This is a genomic window from Ignatzschineria indica (assembly GCF_003121925.1).
Classification (GTDB): domain Bacteria; phylum Pseudomonadota; class Gammaproteobacteria; order Cardiobacteriales; family Wohlfahrtiimonadaceae; genus Ignatzschineria; species Ignatzschineria indica.
Window position 1 is genome coordinate 38,727 of record NZ_QEWR01000001.1, and the last position, 24,479, is coordinate 63,205.

The 24,479-nt window shown below is 40.4% G+C and carries 14 protein-coding genes; all 14 read right to left on the minus strand.

Features of this window, described 5'->3' with window-relative positions:
* Positions 1–37: 37 nt before the first annotated feature.
* The gene (locus tag DC082_RS00205; RefSeq protein ID WP_109235242.1) at positions 38–2,959 is read right to left on the minus strand and encodes a xanthine dehydrogenase family protein molybdopterin-binding subunit; all 2,922 of its coding nucleotides are present in this window, start codon (positions 2,957–2,959) and stop codon (positions 38–40) included.
* A gap of 391 nt (positions 2,960–3,350) precedes the next feature.
* Positions 3,351–4,544 carry a cupin domain-containing protein gene (locus DC082_RS00210; protein ID WP_094568492.1) on the minus strand — a complete coding sequence of 398 codons (1,194 nt, stop codon included), beginning with the start codon at positions 4,542–4,544 and terminating at the stop codon, positions 3,351–3,353.
* Between the two features lie 107 nt (positions 4,545–4,651).
* On the minus strand, positions 4,652–5,419 hold the full coding sequence (locus tag DC082_RS00215; protein WP_229821723.1) for a YoaK family protein: 768 nt from the start codon (positions 5,417–5,419) through the stop codon (positions 4,652–4,654).
* A gap of 597 nt (positions 5,420–6,016) precedes the next feature.
* Entirely contained in the window at positions 6,017–7,780 is a 1,764-nt protein-coding gene (locus tag DC082_RS00220) for a carbon-nitrogen hydrolase family protein (protein WP_109235243.1), read from the minus strand.
* Between the two features lie 491 nt (positions 7,781–8,271).
* Positions 8,272–9,990 carry a DUF443 domain-containing protein gene (locus tag DC082_RS00225; protein ID WP_109235244.1) on the minus strand — a complete coding sequence of 573 codons (1,719 nt, stop codon included), beginning with the start codon at positions 9,988–9,990 and terminating at the stop codon, positions 8,272–8,274.
* Positions 9,991–10,508: 518 nt separating this feature from the next.
* On the minus strand, positions 10,509–11,792 hold the full coding sequence (locus DC082_RS00230; RefSeq protein WP_109235245.1) for an NAD(P)/FAD-dependent oxidoreductase: 1,284 nt from the start codon (positions 11,790–11,792) through the stop codon (positions 10,509–10,511).
* Positions 11,793–12,359: 567 nt separating this feature from the next.
* A complete protein-coding gene (locus tag DC082_RS00235) occupies positions 12,360–13,736 on the minus strand; it encodes a cytochrome c (RefSeq protein WP_109235246.1) in 1,377 nt (458 codons plus the stop codon).
* A gap of 19 nt (positions 13,737–13,755) precedes the next feature.
* Positions 13,756–15,522, minus strand: coding sequence for a GMC family oxidoreductase (locus tag DC082_RS00240; protein WP_109235247.1), 1,767 nt, complete (start codon positions 15,520–15,522; stop codon positions 13,756–13,758).
* 19 nt (positions 15,523–15,541) lie between these two features.
* Complete coding sequence (locus tag DC082_RS00245; RefSeq protein WP_109235248.1) at positions 15,542–16,306, minus strand: gluconate 2-dehydrogenase subunit 3 family protein; 765 nt, start codon at positions 16,304–16,306, stop codon at positions 15,542–15,544.
* Between the two features lie 572 nt (positions 16,307–16,878).
* Positions 16,879–18,174, minus strand: a complete 1,296-nt coding sequence (locus DC082_RS00250) for a c-type cytochrome (RefSeq protein WP_109235249.1) — start codon at positions 18,172–18,174, stop codon at positions 16,879–16,881.
* 10 nt (positions 18,175–18,184) lie between these two features.
* The gene (locus tag DC082_RS00255) at positions 18,185–18,727 is read right to left on the minus strand and encodes a (2Fe-2S)-binding protein (RefSeq protein ID WP_109235250.1); all 543 of its coding nucleotides are present in this window, start codon (positions 18,725–18,727) and stop codon (positions 18,185–18,187) included.
* Positions 18,714–21,467 (minus strand): xanthine dehydrogenase family protein molybdopterin-binding subunit, encoded by a 2,754-nt coding sequence (locus tag DC082_RS00260; protein ID WP_109235259.1) that lies wholly within the window; start codon positions 21,465–21,467, stop codon positions 18,714–18,716. Before DC082_RS00260 ends, DC082_RS00255 begins: the two co-directional genes overlap by 14 nt.
* A 412-nt stretch (positions 21,468–21,879) precedes the next feature.
* Positions 21,880–23,304 (minus strand): hypothetical protein, encoded by a 1,425-nt coding sequence (locus DC082_RS00265; protein WP_109235251.1) that lies wholly within the window; start codon positions 23,302–23,304, stop codon positions 21,880–21,882.
* A 132-nt stretch (positions 23,305–23,436) separates the two neighbouring features.
* The gene (locus DC082_RS00270) at positions 23,437–24,291 is read right to left on the minus strand and encodes a hypothetical protein (RefSeq protein ID WP_109235252.1); all 855 of its coding nucleotides are present in this window, start codon (positions 24,289–24,291) and stop codon (positions 23,437–23,439) included.
* Positions 24,292–24,479 lie beyond the last annotated feature (188 nt).

Sequence of the window (24,479 nt, forward strand, 5' to 3'; positions counted from 1 at the left end):
CTACTCATCTTTACTCCCTTTTTTGATACTCATAACGCTACTCTGAGAGTGCTTTCTGAATCTTATCGCTCGTTACCGGAAAATGGTAAAAACGTCTACCTGTTGCATGAGTTAATGCATTGCTAGTTGCCGGCAGAATAGGGATCATCCCAAGTTCAGCCATCCCTTTTGGAGGAGAAGTTTCCGACAAAGGGGGAAGAAATTGTGCTGTCTGATTCCATACTGCAACATCTTTTGCTCTTGGTAATCGATAACGATTAAAGTTCCAAGTACCATTTCCCGGGCCATCCTCATAGAGCGGAAGCTCCTCCATTAGCGCATGCCCTAACCCCATTGCCGTTCCGCCCTGAATTTGCCCTGAAACTAATTCAGGAACAATAAGTGTCCCGGGATTCATAATCATATGATGAGAGAGAATCTCTACTTCACCACTAAAGCTATCAACACTCAACTCCACAAGTGAAGAGGCTGGCGTCACTGTCGTTGGATCTGCTCCTGATCGATCTGTATCTGGAAAATAGGCAACCTTTCGTTTAATAAAATCATATCCCCCTGTCGTCATCCTCGCTTTTAAGCTTGCCGGTGCCCCTTTCCCATATTTTACGGCAAGCGCATCTAGGGGGAGATTGAGCATCCCTACTGTGGGAATATCAAACTCTGCACGCGCCCACTGCCAGCTAGAGTAAGCATGTACGGCAACACCGGTGACCAATCCCATTTCATGTGCTTTTTTCGCCACAACCTCAAAGGGAAGTGGTGTCATACCGCCACCACCGATACCGAGCTCTGTAATTCGAAGATCTGCCAGAGACATATTGAGGCTATTAAAAGATCCACCCCCAATCCCTTCACTCCAGATCGCTTTTGCCGCTGGCCAGAGTGAATGCTCTAAAAGAAACTTCCCAGCTTGTCGCGTTCCAAAGCCGATATAGTAAACACCACTTGAAGAGCTCATATCAGGAATCAATGCCGGCACCCAATAGGGATCATTCTTCGCTAGTTGATCCTGTTTTTTCTGATCTGCCCAACTAGTATAGAGCGGCAATTCATCAAATTGCGTCACACCAAATTCGACATAATCAGGAACTTTTCCTAACGCTTGCCAAATCATCACCTGCTGCGCTGTTGTTCCACCCGTTCCAATCTCTTGAACACAATGGCGCATTGAGAGTTTTCCCATCTCATCAAATTCTAGTGAGAGAATTGTAGGGACACCACTTGAGCCATAAACTTGCTGTACTTGGGCAAATCCTACACCATAGAGTCGACCAGGATTTTCTGCCTCATACTTCACTTTTGCTTCATGACGATGACGCCAAAGTGGATGCTTTTGTGCCATCTCTAACATCTCGATATTGCGGGGATCTCCGGCAAAAATGCCTCCTTGAGTATTGGTATACCCTTCCCGAACCGCATTCTTTTTACGTAACTCTATCGGGTCGATCCCCAATTCATGTGCTAACTCATCGACCAATAATTCTGTAATTGCCATCGATTGGAGAGAGCCAAAGCCACGCATTGAGCCGGCTTCAACTGCCGGTGTTGCCATCGCTAAAGCGGTCAAGTCAGACTTAGGAAAATAGTAGATCGACTGCGCGCCCCGCACTGCCACATGAGAAACTGCAACAGAAAGATTCTCTCTCCCTCCACCATTACATTGATAAGTTCCTTTTAAGATCTCAAATTGGCCACTTTGACGATCTGCTGTAATAGTAACCTCCATCTCCACCACATGTCGCTTCATGCCCATCTGAAATTGCTCATAGCGATTATTAGCCATTCGTACCGGCAATCCATCACTATAGAAACTAGCCGCCATCGCATAGATTGGAAAAACAGAGTAATCCTTAGAACCATAGCCTACCGTCGAACCCGTTAAAAGTAGGATATTTTCTACCCCTTTAAAACGACTCTCCTTGAGCAGATCTGCTGCCATATTCGCAACTCCTGCCGGCGATTGCGTCGCTGTTAAGATATGAAGCGTCTTATTCTCAGCATCATACCAAGCATTACAGTTATCGGGTTCCATCGCACTCGGATCGATCGACTGCGAAAACCCTTTTCGCGTTAGAACAATTTTATTAGGGTCCTCTTTTGCCCGCTCTACCTCAGCAGCTATTGCTTCAGCATGTTGCATCCCTATATGTTGAATCTCTGGCTTCTTATCGGCCTTCTCTAGAGCACGGATAAAACCACCTCCACGATCCTTGTGCTTAAGACTGGCGACTAAAGAGTCAGTAGAATACCCCTCGGGTGGCCAAATCACCTCATTACCATTAAAGACTCCTTTAATTGCCGAGTCTTGATAAGGGGAAAATTTTGAAGGGGCTATCGGAGTCTCTCCACCAATCCGTACATAGCGAGCAGCACCATAATTTTTGGGTGGTTTAATACCGGTCACTGCGCCATATTGAATAACGCTCTCATCAAATTGTAATAGACGTTGTGCGGCACTAAATCGGTCAAAATCCTTATAGATCAAAATCGCAACAGGATGACCATAGATAGGTGGCGTCTCCCCTTTAGGAAGAAGAATATTACTCCCATAAAAGCCAGCACCCATGCTGGTATCTTGAGGAATATTGAGTCCATCTCGTACTAGATCTTCCTGCATCACAAGGCGATCGGGCTGTAGCTCGCTCCCTAGAATCGAAAGATCAATCCCTTCAAAAGTTCGATCAGCCTTCGTACTTTTAAGCATAAAGGCGTAAGCTTGTTGATCTGGCCAACCCTCCAGATCTTTTGCACGATAATCTCGGGCAAAATTCTTCTCACCTGTTATTTTACGAATCGCATCCCAACGCATCTTTGCCCGACCATCACGCCCCATCCAATCTGTGGATGTCGGTCCTGAATTGATCTCTACAGCTTCCGCGATGGGAAGCTTTCCTACCATTATTGTAATACCTGCAATAACACCGAGTTTAATAAAACCTCGGCGGGAGATCTCCATACTCATGACTTACCCCTTATTTAATCTCTTTTATAATAATCTCTTTTATAATCGATCGCGATTGAATCAATCTCTATATACTCTCTCTATATTACCCTCTATTGCAACAGATCGAGCGGACTAAATCTAGTTGAATCTAGTTGAATCTAGCGGAGTCTAGCTGAAGTAAAATCTCGATCTGCTTAGATTAACAATGCCCCATTCAAATAGATGATTTAAATAACCAATCAAAAAAACCAGTATCGATTCAAAATAAGCAGATGAATCGATACTGGCGATATTAAAAACAAAAACAAAAATAAATTGTGCGTCAATTGTAAGTGAGTTAATGGTAGATCGATAATAGATTTACCATATTTCCAGATCTATCAACACAATAGATCACTCACGACGTCAACTATTTACCTTCTGGCTTTTTATACCAAATAACAGGCTCTGGACGCCCTGGATTTGGGAGCGCTTCTGCCTCTTCAAACGTTAAATTGAGATGATCTGCAACGATCTGTGTAGGTGTACTCGCCAACCAGGCATTAAGAGAAATATCGGAGTAACGAGAGATCGGATAAGCATCTGGACGTTTAAATACTTCGATAAAGCGAACAGGCTCATCACCAATATTTTGGATATAGTGTCCTGCTACAATAGGAACAACCCCGACATCACCTGCTTGATAGTTGAATGTTCTTGCCGTTCCTTGTGAGTTAAAGACGGTCATGCGCGCCTTACCCTCAATAAAGTAGAGCCACTCTTGCGCACGTGGATGCCAATGAATTTCACGCATACCACCAGGTTCGATCTCTACAAATGCTGCTGAAATCGTCTTCGCTTCAGGGAAGTTACGCTCATCTACAAAGTAGACTTTACCTGCTTCACACTCATGAGGCGTGATTGAATCACGATGGAATGTAAATGGTGAAGGAACATCACCATGTTCATTATGCTTACGCACAACATTGATCGGCCCTGGAACTTCGCCTTTAAAGATATACTTCTCAACTTGTGGTAATTTTTTCAGCGTATCCACATCCATCTTGAAGTTTGCTGCGATTACATCTTGTGGAATATGAGAAATTAGCTCTGTTAAGAGGAAGGTGTTATTTTCAGAGAAATCAGCTTCACTAAAGACTAAAAGGAATTCACACCCTTGATCTAATCCCTGAATAGAGTGGGGAATTCCAGCTTCAAAGTTCCAGATATCACCCTCTTTAACATCATCAATAAAGATACGACCATCTTCATCAATCGCTGTAACACGAGCATTACCATAGAGCATATAGCCCCACTCTGCTTCCTTATGCCAATGAAGCTCACGATAAGCACCTGGCTCAAGCGACATATTCACGCCAGCAATATCGAGCGATGCCGGTAGTTCACGATTAGTAATTTCACGCGTCCAACCGCCCTCTTCTAAACGCATATGCGCATCAGAGAAACTAAAACGTAAGTTTGGAATGGTGCCATGATCTGTTGGTGGTGGCACTAAAATATCTGGATTTTCACGATCGCGCATGATGTTACGTGGACCATGGTCGATCCAACCTTTACCATCTGATGGGCGAAACGGCTGCGGGGTATTCTTATCTATAGGCATAGAAAATCTCCATTGTCTATCTAAGTTAATATCATCAGCAATCAAGCATATCGATTGAATCACTGATTGGAAAAACGAACTACTCCTTACTACTCCAGAAATGATGCTTAAGAAGCAGGATCGATTGAATCATCTCCCTTCTCTTTTGCAAAAAGAAGGTAGATTAAGAGTAAAATTAATAAAATTGCCGGTAAAAGAAGGGCCGCCTCACCAAAGCGAATCGTCGCTAATGTGCCAGCATAACCTCCTAAACCAAACCCTAATAATACTGAGAAGAAGATCACAGCTTTTCGCCATGTACCTTTATCCCCTTGAATAGCTTGCATTAAATTACTAAATGCTAACTGTACAACTAAAGTGACAGCAACATTTCCGTAGAGCATTCCTTTCACCTTGTGAAAAGCATTCCCCTGAAGACCTGCAACAAATGAGATGATGATGCAGATTGTTGAGATAGAGAGAATATTATTAAAATAACCACTCGCAAGAATAATAAGTACTAGCGCTTCAATAGCGATGATCACGAAGGTCCAACTATGATTATTCTTATTTCGATAGATCTTCTCCACTATCGCGGTTAACATCGAGCCGACACCAAACGCTAAAACGGTAAACATAATCGCATAGAAATGGGGCCAGTTTTTAGTTGCGATCGTCTCACCTAAGAGAATAATATTTCCTGATTGTACTGTACTGAAGATCTTAGAGACATGGTAGGTGTAACCATTCATTAATCCTGCGATAATCGCCAGAACGAAAGCAATTTCTGGTCGTTCCATAATCGGAACGGCAGTTGAAGCAGGATCTAACATTGAAGAAGCCAATGTCTTCCGACTTTTTACCAACTGCTCCGGCTGTGATGAAGAACTTTTCATAATCGATCCCCCTTAAATAATGATCATCATTCTTAGATAAATCTTGACAATATCCCGGCGCTCTCTACTTAAAGTTATTAAAATCATCGAGATAACATATAAATAACATGTCTAGATAAAATCAAGACAATCAGATAGCGAGAACGACTCTCTTTAACATATCATTACTTACAAATATTTTAATATTCTATTTTTTATAAAGAAGCAAATATCGATTTAAATATTCAATTCAATATAGAAAACCAACTGCAAATATCACTCTACCTATTACGTATCAATCATCTACTATAGATTAAAGATAAATATTCATATTTATATTCACATTTCCATTTCCATTCATATTGAAAACAATTAAACCATTAAATAAAATTCGAAATGACTTAATGTAACTTCATATGTCTTAATATAAATTAAGAAAAATAAATATGTATCAATACAATCCTCAATACAACCCCAAAAAATTCAATTTATAATAATAAAACCTCTTTTTAATATCTATAGATCATAATAGAGATTAATCTTCGTAAATAAAGCCGATCCTGAATCTATTTAATGCATCAATATTACGCAAATCATTTATCAATAGAGCCTCTTTTTTTAATCTTGTACTAAAGGTGGAAACCAGATTGCAGCTTGTCCATGAATCAATCGCTCTTGACTAATCCATGAATCCGGAGCTGGTACAATCATTTCAGATTGAAGCACACTTTCTCCCTCTTTTGCTAATAATGCCGGTGTTAATACAATCGGCTCTGGCCCATAGATAGCGCTGGAGGTAAAACCACTCTCCTCTCTTCCACCACAAACGACCCAAACTTGATGCAATGTTGCCGCAGCATAGGGATAATAATTAGCTCTTCCTGTAGGGGGATTAACGGTCGAATAGAGCGCTGCATCGATCTCTACCTTTAAAGAAAGTGGTAATCGCGCCGGTGCGGCGATAATATCGGCCCGCTCAACTGTATAGAGCGCTCCCAATTCTGCTATCGCTAACTCATACTCCAGTGCCAGTCCAATTCGTCCGATCGAAGTCTCAACAACCGTAATATGATCTCCTGCAACTGCCCATCCCTTATCAGATGCATCAAGATGAGTTGCACGATAACGGCCTAAAATATTGCCTGCAGGTCCTGCTAAAACGACTGTATGGTAGAGTCGATCTTGCTCTATTTCAGGATAGGATCCCACAACATAACCGCCCCCTTTCGCTGCAATTTGCGATATTTTTGTCTCAAAAGAACCACCTTGCTCTTCAGCTGCTGCAAAAATCTCCGTCTCTGAATGGGGATCAGCAATCGTAGAGAATGCCGGTAAAACTAAAAGCTGATTCTTTTGAACGCTCACCTTATCAAGCAGAGAACTCTCTTTAGGCCATTGAGCTGCGCTCAACAATACCTGCCGGCGCTCTTGAGTTGCATTAGCATCATCAGGCGCACGATGAAGGGCTAAATGAGGCATATAAAGCTGAACTCTTCTTCTTGCCAAAATTGCATCACGATAAACATCTGCTTCTGCCGGCTTAATCGTAGCGCGATAAATTCCATTTAAGCCGGAAGCAAGTTCTTCAGGAGGAATCACGGGGGCTTGCAACACTTTTTCTCCTGTTGGTGCCCAAATACTCGATCCACCATTGTAATAGAGCTCGGCTCCCGTCAATGGATTAGTCTCAATTCCACTGCGAGTTGCACAGATCGACCAAACACCATTAAGCGCACTAATATGTTGTACATGTGCAATTGTAGAGTGATCTCCTACTCGCTCACTTGGCGCTGCATTTGGCATAATCCTATCCGATACCGAATGCCAACCAATGATCTGTGCTCCTTTCAATGCCAAAAGACGCGCATATTGCCAGTAGGTATCGTCATAACAGATCAGAAGTCCAATTTTACCGAGAGCTGTGTCAAAGACTGTCGTTTCACTATTTCCTGGAGCAAAAAGACGTTGATCTTGACTATTAAGCCCCCGTTTACGATAAGTGCCTATAATCCCTTCCGGACCTAATAAGACAGCACTATTATAGGCGAGCCCACTCTCTAGATCTCGCTCTGCGATACCTACGCTGATATAGAGGTTATATCTCTTGAGCAGAGGCAGAAGTGCCGCGGTTGTTTTACCGGGAATGGTATCTAAAAAAGGGGAGATCTCCTGATAACTACGAAAGAGATAACCGCAAGTTGCCGTTTCAGGAAAAACTGCATAATCGATCCCTTCCTGACCGATCTTTTCAACAGCATCAGCAAGACGCGTAATATTCCCCTCTAAATCACCCCAGGCCGGAATAAAATCAACTGCAGCAACCGTGATATTTTCTTTTTCACTGTTACCTATATGCTCGTTCTTTTTTATTATTTTCTGCATATCTCACCTTACAACTCCAAATAACAATTCGGCTCTTATTTTAAGATGTATCATTTTTTTAAGATCTAACTTGTCAATACAGCCTATCGATCTACCTTATCAAGGTAACTGTATAGACGTAAGCTATATCTATATAAGTTATATAGATATAAGTTACATAGATATAAGTTACATAGATATAAGTTACATAGATATAAGTTACATAGATATAAGTTACATAGATATAAGTTACATAGATATAAGTTACAAATTATTGTTAGAAGATGTTAGCAATTAATCGTAGCAAGTAAAAGATTTCTTTCATTTATTGACAAAAAACATGCTGAATATCACAAAATTGAAAAACTTGATAGAAGAGATCGCAAAAGCTATATTTTGATAAAAAAAGGAGCACTTATCAAAAGTACTCCTTCATTAGCGCTTATCGATCTTATCGACTCCATAGACCAATAAAGATCTTGTAATAAGATAAGAGATATTATTCCGCTAGATTACTCCTCTGCGGCAATATATCCCTTTCGTGGCAATTTCCACTGATTCTTCTCCGCAGCAATTAACGCGCTTCGTTGTAACAGTCGTGGTGCCGAGTTGTAGTAGCCTGCGGCATTAGGGCCAAAACTTATACTCATTCCAAAGATCAAATCACCGTAAGGGTTTATCCCACGATAGTTGGAATGAACACCTAAAACTGTTGCTGCCATATCTGGGTCTTTCTCAATCTCTGCTGTTGCAGTGATTTTAAGCTCTTCTAAGATCGCATCGATATCATCATGTCGATGATCTTGATCTAAAACAAAATGTGTACTTGCTGCATAGCCATCAGTGATATTTTTCGGTTTACGATTTACAAACTCCTCGGTTCCGTACTCAATCGCCGCTCCATAACTATTGAGATAGATCGTCTCTGGCGTCTGTCGCACAATCTCTGCATAAATTGAATCGATAATGACAATATCTCCCGCTTTTGTTGGGTAATACGCTTCATCATGAGGAACATCCCGAGAGATCATATTCTCAAGTAGATCGATTGTGAGCCGAATTCTTCCATTATCGAGAAGGGGATTATAGAGGAAGACAGAATAGAGGTTGATATGCTCAATCTCCCATGGAATCCCTTGATACATTACACGCTCTCCTTCACGTGCTAACCCCATATTGAGGAAGGTGCGAAGACGCTTAAAATAAGCTGGCACCGAATTACGGAAGCTGATCAGCATTGCTAAGATAATTAAGATCGCAAAGCCAAAGAGCACCATATTGCCTGATGAGTGCAAAATAACGAGCATCGCTGAAAAGGCGATAATAAATGAGAAGATCTCATAGAGCAGCAACATTAAACGCCAAGGAAGATTCGCTCGCTTTGTATGTCGGTTCTCTTGCACTTTACGCTCATGACGTTTAACAAGACGACGCAAAATCCAAGAAAAAATATAGAGTAGTCCAAAAAATGTCCCTAAACTATAGAGAAGAATCTTTCCTTCATTGGTAATAAAGTTCCAAGTTCCTTGAGTAATCCGTTCAGAAAGCGTTCCCTCCTTCTCAAGTTCTCGATATTGTAAGTTAATCAACTCTAATTGATTGGCATAATAAGCACGCTTAATCTCCCAACTATTTTTGATCTTATCGAGTTGCTTTAGTGAGGCAGGATTAAGTTCAGACTCATCAATCTCATTAAGATGGATCAATGCTTCATCAATCGCAATAAGGTTCTGCTCTAGCTCAGCACGCGTTGTACGGATAAAATCACGCTTGCGCTGTGATTCCGTTAAATTTTGAAGAGAACTGAAGACAGGCTGAACAATCTTAATCAACTCTTTTTGCCAATCATAATGGAGAATCTCCTCCTCTTCATTATCGGAGATATCAAAGAGCTCAACCTCCAATCCCCCAAGGGCGGTTCTTTCAAATATCCGCTCGAAATTACGCTTCTGTTGATCGAGCTGTGAGAGCGTCACCTCAAGACTCATTCGATGATCAGGATCGGTAGTCTCTTTCAATTCTGCAATAATCACTTCCCGTTTTGCGTTCACATCATCGAGATTACCCCGAATCTGATTCAGCGATGCAGTATTTTCCTGTACAACACTTCGTGGTTCGCTGCTTTGCGTATTGCTCTGGGCGAATATTAACTCACCCCCCATCAAAGAGAGTAGGAGTATCGCTATTAAGAGAATGCCCCCACTGGAGCGATGAAAAAAATTCTTCTGCATTCCTTTTTTAACCAAAATTCCTCTACTTTGCATAAAACCAATATGCGTTTACTAATATGCGTTTAAGATTTAATTTTCTAAAACTCTTATCACTATTATGAACGATATATGAACGATATATATTTTTCACTTCTAGCAAGACTGTCACAAATAATTTTCAATATCTGAAGCATCTATAAGATTTTCAGCAAACAATGAAAGACGATATAAATATAAATGCATAGAAATAAATAGAATGTAAATCGTTGAAAATAGATGCAAACAGATATTAAGATCAGCTCTATTCTACAGAAACCGCATATAATTGCTACTTGCTGACCAAATCAGGTTTTAAGCTAAGCAAAATAACAACAATCGCGATTTACATTAAAAAAACTGAACTACAAAAGACCTCAGTACCAATCTCTAATACTGAGGTCTTCATTTTTTAAGCTTTGAGTTTTTGAGTTATTTCTCTTTTTAAAGAAACTACTCAGAGATAATTATTCGATCAACTATCAAAGTTTATCAAGTAACTCTTAAAGCTTCTCTGCCATAATCTCGGCAACATCAGGTCCCCAAACGGGCACTTTTCCATCTGTTTCAAAGAAGAGGGTCTTATACTGCATCTTCAACATATAAGGGATACGACCCATCTTCAACACTTGCGTATCACCACCAAACCAGGAATTTGAACGGATATAGAATCCCTTACCGCTACCAATATCACCGATACAGAAGACCCAAGGCTTCAATGGCTCATTTGCTTTTTCTGGCGCCATCTTACCTAGATCCATAGCCACCTGACGGCCAATAATCTCACACTGCTGGTGACCGATCGCCCCTAATTTTGGCATCGTTACTGCAGCACAATCTCCGGCTGCAAAGATATTTTTATACTTAGGATTTCTCATCAAGAGATCGGTAATAATAAAACCTTGATTATCACTAATCTCTAAACCTTTTAAGAAATCATGCGCAACCCAATCAGGGAAGACAATCTTTAACTCTGCCGGTAATTCCATACCATTTGCAAAGATAATGGAATCTTTCGTGAGCTTCACAATATCTTTAGTATTGTTCACATACTTAAAGCCCATTTTGCCGGCAACTTCAAGCAACTGCGGAACAACTTTATCGCCCGCATCTTCTGCAATCATCTCAGCAGGTGTTGTGATAGTGATCTTGGAGGCATCTCCCATTTTATGGCGTTGAAGCCAGTCAGCTAAACCTAAACTGATCTCAACAGGCGGGCCTTCACACGCCGCCATCGCATCAGGAATCTGTCCGCCGGGATAAGGCTCTAAACCTTTTGCCCCATCACCCTGATGGAATCGAGCAGAACCTACAACAATAGGCCCTCCTTTATAGGTTCCATCATGTAATTTTTTACGTAATTTATTACCGTGATAGAAATCTGATACGGTATCTCCATATTCTGCAAAACCTTCAATTTTATCGAAGGCTAATTTAGCACCGAGAGCAATTACAAGATAATCATAGCTCATCTCATGCGCTTCTGCCCCTGGACGCTCATTAGGAATAATAGAGACTGTTTGTGCCTTTGGATCGATCTTTGTGACTTCTGCATGAATAAAGTCAATCTTATCTTTCTTCAATGTTTTGGGAATATCCATCTTTAATGAATACTCCGGATTACGGTTCTCTAAAACTTCTGCCGGAATATTGGGTACATAGAGCAAGTAGGACTTACGGTCAATAACGGTGATATCAACTTCATCCTTCGCATATTCACGAATCTTTTGGGCTGCGCCTAAACCGGCAAAATTCCCACCAAGAACTAGGACTCTCTTTTTACTCATATAACTATACCTCTCTATTAAATTAAAGATGGTTCTATCTTCTCTTTAGTAGATCTTCTATCTAAATATCGACTATTTAAATATCAAGAAGTTTGATCTAATTAATGATCTAATTAATGATCTAATTAATGATCTAATTAATGATCTAATTGACAACCTAATCGATGATCTCATCAAATAGAGAAAATAGAGATTACTAGAATCATTATATATTACATAAATACTATATGTTTATTTATTTTTTAAATTTGATAATTGATCTAATAAACTATCCAATAAACAACACAATAAACAAACTAATAAAAAACCAATAATTGAGCCTATAAAAAATGGATTAAAAAATAGATTCAAAACAGATCCATTCAAAACAGATCCAAAAATAGATCCAAAAATAGAGATGAAAATGATAATCAATTATTGAGAGTAATCCATTAAAAAATAGTTAGTCCTATACAGCCTCTTACAAGAGACTCTTACAAGAGACTCTTACAAGAGAATATAAAAAAGAGCTTACCCATCAGGATAAGCTCTTATCTCTTACTTCATCTATTATCTACATAAAGTAATCTACTCTACATTATAAGGCGGTACACTATTGATCTCTGACTCTTGATAACGAATCATCTCTGGCGTTGTAACCTGATCACGAATGATTCTCACATCATGCGCTTCGATCCGTTTTGCACTGTTGCCCCAACTATTACGGACAAAGTTCACAAGATCGGCTACTTCACGATTATCAAGGCGCCATGCATAACCTAACATTGCATACTCTGTCGGCGCGTCAATCGTTCCCGGCATATGGCTTCCTTTCAAAATCAATGTAATTAAGGAGTCTGCATTCTCATTTAAGATCGCTGAATTACCGGCAAGTGCAGGGAATGTCTCGGCATAGCCTTTACCATCAGAACGGTGACAAGCAGCACAATTATTGAGATAAGTTAACGCGCCCGGCTCATCAACACGACCATTGGAGAGCGCATCAAATGTAGCAGGATTGTAATGATACTTCTGACCATTAGGATTCACAGGAGAGAGGGATTTAATGTAACTTGCAATCGCTTCAATATCGGCATCTGTTAAATGTTGCAAGCTATCGTTAACAACAGCAACCATCGAGCCAAATACGGCAGAGGTACTATTGCGTCCACTCTTTAACAACATTACAAGCTCATCGTGACTCATTCGCCCTAATCCATCCATATCATCACCACGGAGATTAACAGCATTCCATCCCTCTAAAGTTTTACCACCAGAGAGATAGAGACGATCAGGATCATTCTTATAGGCCACTTCCGCCATCGCTTCATCCCGTGGTGTATGGCAAGTTCCACAATGTGCCAACCCTTCAACTAAATAAGCACCCCGCTCTATCGGATCATTACTTGTAAAAGCAGTTAATTTTGTCACTTCCGGCGCAAAAGCTAAACGCCAAGCATTAACCGGCCAATTCATATTAAAAGGCCAACTGCCCGATACAACCGGCATCTTATTATTGACCGGTTTTACCGCATACATAAAGTAGTTATAGAGCGCTTCCACATCTTCACTAGCCACAGAAGCAAATGAAGGATATGGCATCGCCGGATAGAGTGCATCACCCGATTTTTTCAATCCATACCGCACCGCATTATCAAAATCTGTTAAGGTGTAATTTCCTATCCCTGTCTCCTTATCAGGCGTGATATTACTTGGATAGATCAAACCGACAGGCGTCCCGGAATCGAGCCCTATACCGCCGGCAAAATCTCCTTTATCACTAGTGTGACAAGCGGCACAATCCCCTGCTTTTGCAAGATACTCACCGCGAGTAATCAGCTCTTCTTTACTCAACTTTGCAGTAGGCTGAATTTCTGAACTCGCCCCTTTATAGAAACTAAAAAAGCCAATTACAACAATGGCTAAAATAATAACTAAAATTATAATATTTCTGATAATTTTCATCGCTATCTCCTTCTAGTTATTAAGCCATCGGCCCGGGGTTTTTAAGATATTTGGTCACAATATTGTGCACCGAATGGTAAGCTAACGCACCCACAAGCGCTGTTGGGTTATAACCAACGTTCTGTGGGAAAGCACTTGCGCCAGAAACAAAGAGATTAGGCACATCCCAATGTTGCAGATACTTATTCACCACACTCATTTTCGGATCATCACCCATAATTGCACCACCGGTATTGTGGGTACTTTGATAGATTCGAGTATCGTAAGGTGCATCTAATGCATAAGGTTTATACTCTACCTTACCGCCGGCAGCCTCCCCTACTTTTGCCATCTTCTCCATCAAGTAATTGACCATCTTATTCTCATTTTCATGCCAATTGAAGGTGAGTCGAAGAAGCGGTAGTCCATGATTATCAGTATAAGTAGGATCAAGGTCGAGATAGGCATCACGATAAGACATCACGGAGCCAGAGATACCGATCGAGAAGATTCGCTGATATCCCTCCTGTGTCGCTTTTTTCCAACCACTTCCCCACTTTGGCGAACCTGCTTCTGTCGGGCTCTGTAAGATAGGGCGCCCACCATGGATAGAGGTACGAATACTAGCCCCTCCTAAGAAACCTAATCCTGTATGATCAAAAGTTACCTCATTGAAGTCATCCATCGTCACACCGCCAGCACCAGTACCGATAAAGGTGTTGAGTTTTGTCCCTTCAGGCATTACAACTTTCACACTCACATCTCGCTGATAGGCATAACTTCGCCCTAAAGTACCCGTCTCGGTCTTAGGATCATAAACCTGACCAATCTTCGATAGAAGCAGTAAGCGAACGTTATGAATCGCAAAAGCATTGAGAATGACCATCTCAGCCGGCTGGAATACCTCATTTCCCTGCGCATCAATATAGGTGACACCAGTCGCCTTTTTCCCACTACTATCAGTATTGACCTTAATTACATTGGCATTGGTTCTTAATTCAAAATTAGGGCGTTTCAGTAATACTGGAAGAATCGTTGTTTGTGGTGATGCCTTCGAATAGTTATAACAAGCAAAACGCTCACAGAAGCCGCAGTAGTTACAGGGGCCTAAACGGACGCCATACTGATTGGTATAAGGAGCAGAAGCATTCGCTGCAGGTGCAGGATAAGGGTTATATCCCATCGCTTCACACCCTTTCTTAAAGAGTTCAGAAGCATAAGAATTGATTAGAGGTTTATTAGGAAATGCCGTTGAACGCCAGCCTTCAAATGGATTTCCGCCCGGCTGTTGTACCCCTTTAATATTACCGGCCTGCCCCGAAACACCACACACCTCTTCAAACTTTGCAAAAAAGGGCTCTAACTCCTCATAGGTAACAGGATAATCTTGCAGATACATATCTTTAGGAATCGCATCTTCGCCATACTTCTCTTCATAATAACTTCTAAGACGAAGTTGATTTGGAAGATAACGATAAAACATACCATTCCAATGCAATCCGGCACCACCGACATTATTTCCAAGTAAAAAGGAGCCATACTCGCGATAAGGAACTGCGGTATCCCCCTCTTTATGTCGAATGGTTAAGGTATCTTTTGCAAGAGGCTGAAACATTCTTCCTCTGACGGCATAATTGAGCTCATCGATCACTTGCGGATACTTCGCATCGGTTGCTGTCGTCTGCATATGTCCACGCTCTAGCGCCACAACGCTCTGCCCGGCAGCGGTAAGCTCTACGCCATAGATTGCACCCGTCCAACCAAATCCTACTAAAACTACATCTACTTTTTCTTTCTCTATTGCCATAATATGCCCTTATTCTGCTCTATTTCTTAGGAAGGATGGAGACAGGTGGTAATGGATACTCCACGTTATATCGATCTGCCCAATCGAGATAATCTCCTCTTGCGCCGGGGAATCCGACCATCTGCCAACCGACCATATCGCGATTCCCGCCATACATTGGATCGGAGAAGAAGCCCTCCTTACAATTTCCCCACAATTGAGAAAAGAAGACCGATGCAAAGACTGCATCATCAGGAAACTCAATCTTTCCATCACTTAAGAGTGTCATCGCTTCTGTCTGCTCTTGATGATTAAGATCGACAAATTGACGCTTATACCGATCGATACACCATTGATTAAATGCTGCTATTCCTGATTTATAGATATCTCTCGGGGTCATATTGAGTTGATAGCCCAATGTGGGGGTCTGCTTCATAATCTCAGGATGAAAAGGGCCTTTCATATACCAAAGTTGCCCATGACCATAAGGAGTATCCATCTGTCGATCAATAAACTCCGGCACCCCTGTTGCAATAGCCCCTGGACCTAACTCATCTTCTGGAATTAAGAGATCTACAGCGCTCTGAATAAAGTCATACTCTTCATCGCTAAAGAATGTCGGCATATATTTTGTCGGATTTTCTGGAAGATCCGCCATTGAATCGACAGAACCAGGGGCTTCAGGAATAGCACTTGCAACCTTCCCTGCGCCCACTGCCGTAATCGCCGCTACAGGGATCGCTTTTAGGGTCGTCCCCAAAAATCCCCGTCTAAATTGATTCACCTTTTTATCATCTTGAGCCATACAGTACTCCTCTTATTTAGGACTCACTCTGAGTCTATTAACCCATCTTGCCAACGAATCTCTGTCAATTTGACTGAATCTGACGAAACGAAAATGGATCACTTAATTAAACTTAAATTCCACTTAAAAAATATTTAAAGAACATTTAAAAAATGTCCAAAGACCGCTAAAAATCATAAATCTATTATTTAATTTATACTCAATTTTTATTTAAATTTATGATTAACTTACTAACAGGTTATCACTAATATCAATTTAAATAAATTGACTGTTGTATCTAAATATTTAATTTCTTTACTAAATATTGATCTAGTGTAGATCCAATATAGAAGGTATTGTATGGTTAATTGATCTGGGTCAGATTGCTAAGTCAATATTAAATAGTGATTTTAAGTGTAAATTTATAAAAATATAAAGTAAAACCTCTAGTACGGTATTGATCACAAAAATTATCACATAAGATCTTTTACAATTAAGTCTCTGTGGGAGAAAATAAAAAAACATACAGAACTACAAAAAGTAATTACTGTATGCTCTTCTATCTTTATAAGCTTTTATCTTTATAAATGTTATTAACGACGTAATTGAGACACTTCTTTTTCTGTTACATTACCAGGTAATCCACCCCATTGAATCCGCAGGAAATTAATTAGGGTCGCAATTTCACTATCTGACATCTCAGAAGCAAATTCTGGCATTGCTTGAAATCGTTCATCATTAGGGAATGACTGCCAGGGTAAACCATCTAATATAGTCACAATTAAATTATGACTATCTGGGTTCATCACGGTACTATTTCCAACTAACGCAACAGACACATTAGGCTTTCCTTTTCCATCAATATTATGACATCCTGCACATAAATTGAGATAGGTGTCATAACCTGGGACATCCATCGGAATATCACCCTCAACAATCAACTTCGCTTTAGGAGGCTCATCCCCCAATAAGAAAGTCGTAATAGCTTCAATATCTTGGGGATCTAAATGGCTCGTACTATTATGAACCACTAAATACATATCACTAAATGCTGAGCCCTGAGGTGCAATCCCTTCGGAAAAATAACGTTGCAATCCCTCTTTATCCCATCCTCTTGCAGCTAAACCTTTTGCTGTAATATCGGGTGCTAAAAATCGACCGACAATATTTCCTTGAAACATCTTATCCCGATCGATATTACCAAATTCCCCCATCGGGGTATGACACATCGCACAGTGACCTAGAGTATTTACCAAATACTCACCTCTCTGCCAAAGAGATGAGTTCCCTTGTGATACTGTAGGTAATGGTGTTTTATCATAAAAAAGTAAATTCCACCCTATCAATAAGGCCCTCTGATTAAAAGGAAATGAAAGCTTATTATGAGGGGGCGCAATATTAACTTCAGGAAGTGACATAAAGTAGGCATAAAGAGCATCAGAATCTTCCTGCGTCACATTAGCATAATAAGGGTAAGGCATTGCAGGATAGAGGTTACGGTGAATAGGCGAGACTCCCTCTGTGATAGAACGATAAAAATCATCCTTACTCCAACGACCTATTCCAAAATTTTCCGATGGTGTAATATTACTACTATAAATTACTCCAAATGCAGTATCGAGCCGATAACCACCAGCAAATGGAGCACCATTTTCAGATGTGTGACAAGAAGCACAATCACCTGCAGCAGCTAAATACCGACCGCGTTCTATCTGTTCTACACTACTCTGCAAAATACGCTTTGGTCCCGTGGGCTTTAGTCTTTCAAAAAAATAGAGTCCAATAACGATCAATAGAACAACAACAACTAAAATGAAAAGATATAAAACCCACCTATATAATCGACCTCTAGGGCTCTGTTCTCTCTTCTCTTTACAACTATCTTTCATAATATAGCCCCTATTCACTCTTAATTAAGCCTGACGTATTAATCACAAGATCACGCACAGCCTCATAGTAACGCACATATCCTGTACAACGACAGATATGAGGGTTGAGTGCCTCTAAAATCGCTTGCTCTAATTGAGCTTCAGCAATAGGCTCTTTTGCCAGTTTCTCCATAAAAACAGTGGTAGCATTGACAAAGCCAGGTGTACAATAACCGCATTGAAAACTAAAGTGGTCCATAAAAGCTTGTTGAATTGGCGATGGAATCTCTTTACCTCGCTCCTCTTTAGCAATCCCTTCAATAGTTCTTACTGATTTACCATTAAAAAAGTGAGCTCCAGTAATGCAGGTTCTCATCTCTTCACTAGTTCCATCTGGATGATCCACAATAATAACGCATGCATGACATATACCTTGATTACACCCCATTCTTGTACCGGTAAGATTTAAATACTCATGTAAAAAATCGAGCATACTAATCCCTTCCGGTAAATCTACTGGGCCAACCATCTTGCCATTAATTTTTAATGAGAGCGGCTTATTAATTATTTTCATTGAGAACCTCCAAAACTTCATTGGGGCGAATAGGATGATGATAAAAGTAGTGCCCTGTGGCATCCGCTATAGCGTTTGTAATAGATGCAACGATTGTTGTCATTGCTAATTCTGCCATTCCTTTAGGTGGATCAGTATCGGATAAAGGTGGCAACACTTCCTGGGTCTGCTTCCAAACAGCGACCTCGCTAGCTAATGGTAAATGATAGCGATTAAAGTTCCATGTTCCATTCCCCGGCCCATCTTCATAAGGAGGTAGATATTCATATAAGGCATGCCCTATCCCCATCGCTGCACCTCCTTGTAATTGACCTGAGACTAGCTCTGGAACAATCATATTGCCGCATTCAAGAACAGAATGATGGTCTAAGACTTCTACCTCACCTGTTGCCTTATCAATAGATACTTCCGCTGCTACTGCCAATGCACTGTAATCTGTAACCCCAGCATTATCACGCTGTACCGCAGGATAAAAAACTTGTACTCTTTCATTAAAAATATAATTGTTATCGGCCCATCTCAATGAAATACCATCTAATGCAAAACGCGCAACTGTATCCTTTATTTTAAAATCAGCACTTGCCCAAGCCCAACGGTTATAACCATGCCCAGCAACACCCGTTAATCCCTTCATCTCATAAATACGTTTAGCAATTCGCTCTAGCGGAAGAGGCTCTAATCCATCTGCAGTCAGGCCAGCAAGTGTCCATCGCGCATCTTCTTTACGAACAGTCAATGATCGATATTGCCCTCCATCAATCCCTTCAGACCAGATAGATACTGCTGCCGGCCATATCCCAAAATCAAAAAGGACTCGACCAACGCCTGACGTCACATGTGAATAGTAATAGGCAGAATTACTCGCACCTGTAGATGAGTGGTGCGGAGTCCATCGTGGATTTTTAGAGAGTTTATCCTGCTTCTCCTGAGTTAAACCATCTTTTCCTTTTGTTGTCATCTCAATATCTGGCCAGTCCAACATACCAAAATAGGAGTGATGTGCCGGAACGCCAAACCATTTTGCACAGAGAACGGTTTGTGATGTAGCCATACCTGTTCCAACTTCTAGCCCACTATGCCATAGTGAGATTTCCCCCTCTGGAGAAATTTCAATTTTTGCATATGCCCCCTCATCTCCAGATCCAAAGTCTAGCTGAATACATCCAATTCCCGTACCTAATATCTTTCCAGGATTTTCTTTTTCAAAGCGAAACTTTCTCTCTTTTCGATCTTTCCATAGGGTATGTTTGGAACACTCTTCTAATACTTCACCTCCTCGCATCATCCCTGCTGGTATGGCTCCTTGAGTATTCTTCATACCAGATTTCATCAGATTATTGAGTCTAAATGCTACAGGATCTTCCCCTAAAATATATGCAGCCTCATCAATCAAAGTATCAAAGGCAGGAGCTGTCTGAAATGCGCCGTAACCACGGTTAGATCCCGCAATAACAGAGCGAGTCGCATCCCCAACACCAACAACATCACTTTTAGGAATATAATAAATTCCTTGAAATCCTGTACAACCTACTGCTGTCACACCCGGAGTATAGTTACATCGCCCCCCACCATTTAGAGCATAATGCGCAATAAAAGAATCTATTTTTTTCGTCTTTTTATTAATAGCTAACTGACACTTCATGTCAAAAGGATGTCGCTTAATACCACTTTGAAATTGCTCATAACGATCATTAGCTAAGCGAACAGGCAGCCCATCACTATAAAATCCCGCAACAATACCAAGCATAGGTAACATTGCCCTTGCCTTAGATCCATATCCAACTGTGGTGCATGGATGAAAAAAGAGCTTCTTAAATTTAAAGTTAGAGTGACTCGCAATATAAACTATAGACTCGGCCACTTGAGGTGGTGTCTGAATTCCCATTACAACGTGTAATGACTCTGTATTCGCTTCATACCAAACATTTGAGTTATCCGGTTCCATCGCACATAAATCGATAGATTGAGAATGAAGTTGACGGTCAAGAATCAAAATATCATCTGGCGGATTTTGAAAAGTAGTTGCTATTTCATCTGCATAATAGATCCCTCTTTGATCTAAATTCCCCCCCTTCTTACCGGTTGGATAATATGGAACATATTTTTTATAACCTAAAGGCTCTACCGTTGTATATTCCATAGCTGAGTAGATATCAGGACTCCATGGGTTCTCAGCCCCTATACGCACACTTCTAAAGGTAGACCAGGGATCTCGCTCTAAAAAGCCTGTGTATTTACCATAAAGAATAATATCATCTCTAAATTGTAAAGTATCTTTTGCAAAACGATATCGAGCAAAGTCATGGTAAATTAATATGGCAACTTCTTGTCCAAGATAAGCAGGTGTTTTACCTATTGGCAAAAGGAAGTCTTCACCATAAAAAGGGGGTAATGTAATATTATCATGCTTAAGATCTGTTGCTGTAACAACTTTATCGGGCATTAAATCACTTTTTTCTAAAATAGAAAGATCAAATCCCTCATATATTTTATCCGCTTCAGTCACTCTCAGGATCATTGCATAAGACTGATTTTGTGGCCAATGAGGCATATCCTTAGCTCGAAAATCAAACGCAAACACCTTATCTCCTAATACCTTAGCGCGAGCATCTATTCTATTTTTTATAGTTTGTGTTTTTGCATCCCAATTAGGAGGTTGTAGAATATTATTTTGAAATAATGCGGCAAATGCTTTGCTAAACGGCGCGGCAATGTATACCGTCACTCCACCGATCACCATAGTTTTTAAAAAATCTCGTCGAGAAAATCTGCTCTGTCCCACTTTATTCTCCCTTATCGCTATAGATTGTAAGGTAACTCAATTATTAAGCAGATAATCCCGGACAAAAAAACAATTAGCCACTTGGCTTATTCGCTCAATATATAATCAAATATAGATTTATTTACATATATAAGCAATTAAAATATATATTTTGTTGTTTTTATTATTATCTGTTTTTGACTTTTTCATATGAAAAGTGGGAAAATATGAATATGAATTCCATCAAACTAAAAGCTAATATAATATAAATCATTATTTTTTAACTAATACGCAAGACCTTATTACCTTTAATTCCCCAAAACTTTGAAGCAATTAAATTAGTTAAGTAGTTCTACAGTTCTTTTTTAAGATCTAGCCCACAAATAAGAATTTATCCAAAGAGAAATCGTTCTAAATCAACCTCATCTTTTAAGATCTTTGATACTTCAACATCATAAGCATGCGCAAGAAGAATGCTCGACTCTACTAATGTCTCATTCAATGTGAGATCGAAAGCAACTTTACGAAGATCTCCTAAGGCATCAAAAGCTTGATTTAGAGATACGATCTTCTCTCTCTGCTCAATATCTAGCTGCTGTAAAAATTGTTGCATTGCGATCTCCATCTCTGCAGCTAGAGCTTGATCGCTACCAAGAAGTGTTGAGATAACAAATTTCCCCGCTAAAGAACCAATAATAGGACCTAAAAGAGGGATAGGAATTAAGATCTGCCCTGCCAATGTTGCTAGTGCTACACCCGCACTATCAGCCCCCAGATAGAGGGCATTCATCTGAAATTCACTCAATGAAATATTCCCGCGATGAAGATCATGCACTAAAGAAGCAATCCCTTTCGAAAGGGTGACAAAAGCTCCGGCAAATGGAGCAGCTAAGTTTGCATTATTTGTTAAAAAATAGACCGCAGAACCTGTAACAGCTCCCCCTAATCCTCCTTTCAACGAAGAGAACCCTACCTTTTTCCAATCTTCTAATGACATCTCACCTTTAAAAGGATTCTTGCCATCACGATACATTCCATAAAGAGCCATACCAAATGAGAGCGTTCCTCCGACTGCTGCTGCAATTGCTGTCGCTTTAAGCCCTTCACTCCAACTTGCTTGATGCTCCTTTTCAATCTCCAGTTGCCGTCTCCTATTCTCTGCTTCTAGTTCCGATTCATGACGATCTAAAGTTTCACTAATTCGTCCTCTTTGAACCTCGGCATATTCAGAGATACCAGGGCGTACAACCTCTGAAAATGAAGTTCCCGACTCCGCTTCTATACGAGCAATCTTCTCCTCAATTGCGCGGATGGTTCTATCACTTAAACCTTCAACTGCTTCACCTTCATAGATACGTCGAATCAATTCAAATTGATCCTTGGGAATATGGTAATAACTACCATCTCGACCAAAATGACTATATCTCTCCATATGTTTAAGCACATGCTCGAGATTATTATTCAATCCATTAACAAATTTTGATTGAACAGCAACACCATCGATAAGATAATCTTCTGGCGCTGTCCGACCAACACCTTCAAAGGTTGCAGTTGGGTTCTGCTGATTGAGATACTGCTTAGCATTATGAATCGCAACTTCAACTTGTTCAGCAATTTCTCCATGCTTTGTAAAATCACTTCCTAAAATATTCTCCGGGGTAGAGATAAAGCTACGTACAATCTCAACCTGCCCTAATGCCTTTAAAAATGCCTCATCTTGCAGATTTTGTGAAAAAAATAACGAACGAAAACGCTCCTCATTAATATTATTAACGATAGCGCTATAGAGCTGGTCTTCAACAGAACGACTCTTCAAAATAATTTCCTTTTCAATTTAAAGCGGTGACAAACTATCTACTCTTACCCTTACTACTAATAGAGAAGCTCTAAAAATATAAGCTGAGCAATAACATTTAAAATATCAGTTAAAATGCTATTGAAGCTTTAATTAAAACTCCGCTTTCATTTTGATCAATTGGGCAAGACTCTCTACATGATTTTTAATCGCTATCAACATATTTTTCTGAGATTGATTGAACAGAGTGTAATCAAACGTTGTTAATGATTGATCGAGATAACTCATCATCTGTGTTATACCGGCAAGATGCTCCCGAGTCTCACTAATAAGGCGGTCTACAGCTCTATCCGCTACCTCTAAATGGGATCGATAGGTCTCAACCTCTCGCCTCGCTTCATCTGCTTCTTTAGCAATTTTTGCATTTCGACGACGCGCAAAAAGCCCACTACCAACAAGCGCACTCCCGCCAATAACCCAACCGACTGGACCCGCTAATGCTAAAAAAGCACTCCCTGCAGCCATTCCTCCTCCACCGGCAGCAACGGCACCACCACCAAGCCATGCTAATGCGGCATTCGTTGCAGCTGCTCCACCTAATGCCGAGATTGCTGTCCCTGTCGAAGCTGTTCCAAATGTTGTTGCGATCGCCATTGCTGCAGTAGGACCAAAAGCAGCAATCCCTGCACCCGCGGCAATACCAGCCCCGGCACTACTACCTGCCTTAAAACCAACCTCTTCCGATTTTTTTCTAATCTCTTCTGAAAGGTCGTCAAATTCTTGATGCTCAATATGATAAGCTTCAAATGTACGATCAAACTCAATCGGCTTATTAGCAATAATGGAAAAGAGCGCTTCAGCACGCGCAATAATCTGCTTCGATTTTTCAGAACGTAATGTAAAAAGAATCTCGCTCTTCTCACTGACAACTTCTAAAAGCGCTGCATATTGATCTTTCGCCCGCTCAAACTTTGCAATTGCTTCTTTCTTTAATTTTCCATTTAACATTAGAATTTCCTTCTCTCTATACTAATAGAGAACCATATTTCTATTAACAATAGCTTTCTGTTCATAACTCGCCTAACCCATTCGCAAGAAAATAATTGCTGAAATAATAATCATTAAATGACAGCTTAAAAAAGCAAATCAAGATACAAAACCAATAACATTAAACGAATTGATATTTTATTGTAAAC